Origin of the sequence: Streptomyces sp. NPDC051776 (genome assembly GCF_040681345.1) — a bacterium.
In the GTDB taxonomy this organism is placed as follows: Bacteria; Actinomycetota; Actinomycetes; order Streptomycetales; family Streptomycetaceae; genus Streptomyces.
Genome location: NZ_JBFAYQ010000160.1, coordinates 1 through 1,498 on the forward strand (window position 1 = coordinate 1; position 1,498 = coordinate 1,498).

A 1,498-nucleotide genomic window follows, 5' to 3' on the forward strand; every position below is an offset into this window, starting at 1 on the left:
GGTCAGACACCCCATGTCGTTTGGTGTCAAGCGGCGTGGGGCTGGGCGTGGTGCGACCAGGCGGTCGCTTCGTCGTAGAGGGTGCGGGTTTTGAGGCATCCGTGGAGGATGCCGACCAGGCGGTTGCCGAGCTGGCGCAGGGCGGGGTTGTAGCCGGCTTCGCGGGCTCGTTGCTTGTCGTAGTAGCGGCGGGCGCCGGGTGAGGCCCGCAGGGTGGAGAACGCCTGGGTCTGCAGGGCGTCGGCGAGCCGGTTGTTGCGCACGAAGCGGGCCTGGACGGTGTGGCTCTTGCCAGAGGCTCGGGTGACGGGGCTGGTACCGGCGTAGTTCTTGCGGGCCTTGGCGGACGCGTAGCGGGTGGGGTCGTCTCCGAACTCGGCGAGCACCCGGGCGCCGGTGATCTCCGCGATGCCAGGCATCGAGAGGTAGATCTCAGCGTCCGGATGCGCGAGAAAATGCGCCTTCACCTGCCCTTCCAGCTCGGCTATCTGTTCGTTCAGGGCGATGAGCACTCTGGCGTGTGCGGTCGCGGTGGCCGCGTAGGCGGCGGTGACCGGCTCGGACAGGCCCAGGTGCCGCTCGCGCAGCGCGGCCTGGATCGTGGCCGCTTTCGCGCTCCTGTTGTGCCGGCGGTGTCGGGCCAGGACAGCAGTGATCTGCGGGCGGGTCAGCTTCGCCGCCGCAGCCGGCGTGGGCGCCTTGACCAGCAACTCCAGCGCGTCCGGAGCGGTCAGCGTCAGGTCGGCGTAGGCATTCATGGCGGCGGGGAAGTACTCGCGCAGTGTGGTTCGCAGCCGCTGGAAGGTGCGGGTGCGTTCCCAGATCAGCGTCTGGTGGGCGCGGGCGACGACCCGGATGGCCTGGGCCTGTTCGCTGTCACCAGCCACCGGCCGGAGCTGGTCGCGGTCGATGCGGACCATGTCGGCCAGCGCGTGCGCGTCGCCCTTGTCGCTCTTGGCGCCGGAGGTGCCGTACCGCTCCTTGAAGCGGGCGACCTGCCGGGGGTTGATGGCGTAGATCTGGTAGCCGGCAGCAATCAGGGCCTGCACCCAAGGGCCGCGGTCGGTCTCGATCCCCACGATCACGTCGGCAGGCTCAAGGTCCTCGCCACCGTGCTTCGCAACCAGCTCATGGAACTTGGCGACGCCATCCACGCCCTCGGGCAGCCGCGCAGCGGCCAGCTTCCGGCCGGTCGCGTCCTGGACCTCGACGTCGTGGTGGTCCTCGGCCCAGTCATCACCGATCAGCAGCAATGCACTCTCCTGGTCAGGTACTTCACATTTCGTGCAGCCTGCGGAAGACACGGCACGCGGCCTAATGGATCCAGTGCTCACGCCCCACTCGGCGGGCACGCCACCCCATCAGCGGTCTGGCCTCCCGGCCGACCAGCAGGGGCACGGTCTGACCTCAGAAGTCACGTGCTTCAGGCGATGAAAGTGCTCACCTGCTGGCGGCTACGGCACCGAGTTTCTACGACCCGGCAAGTCCCATTAGGCGG

Annotated in this window: 1 protein-coding gene; it reads right to left on the bottom strand. The window is 68.7% G+C overall.

The annotated features are described in order from the left end of the window. Positions 1–26: 26 nt before the first annotated feature. Positions 27–1,253, bottom strand: coding sequence for an IS110 family transposase (locus tag AB0M26_RS31875; protein ID WP_365266520.1), 1,227 nt, complete (start codon positions 1,251–1,253; stop codon positions 27–29). Between the last annotated feature and the right edge of the window lie 245 nt (positions 1,254–1,498).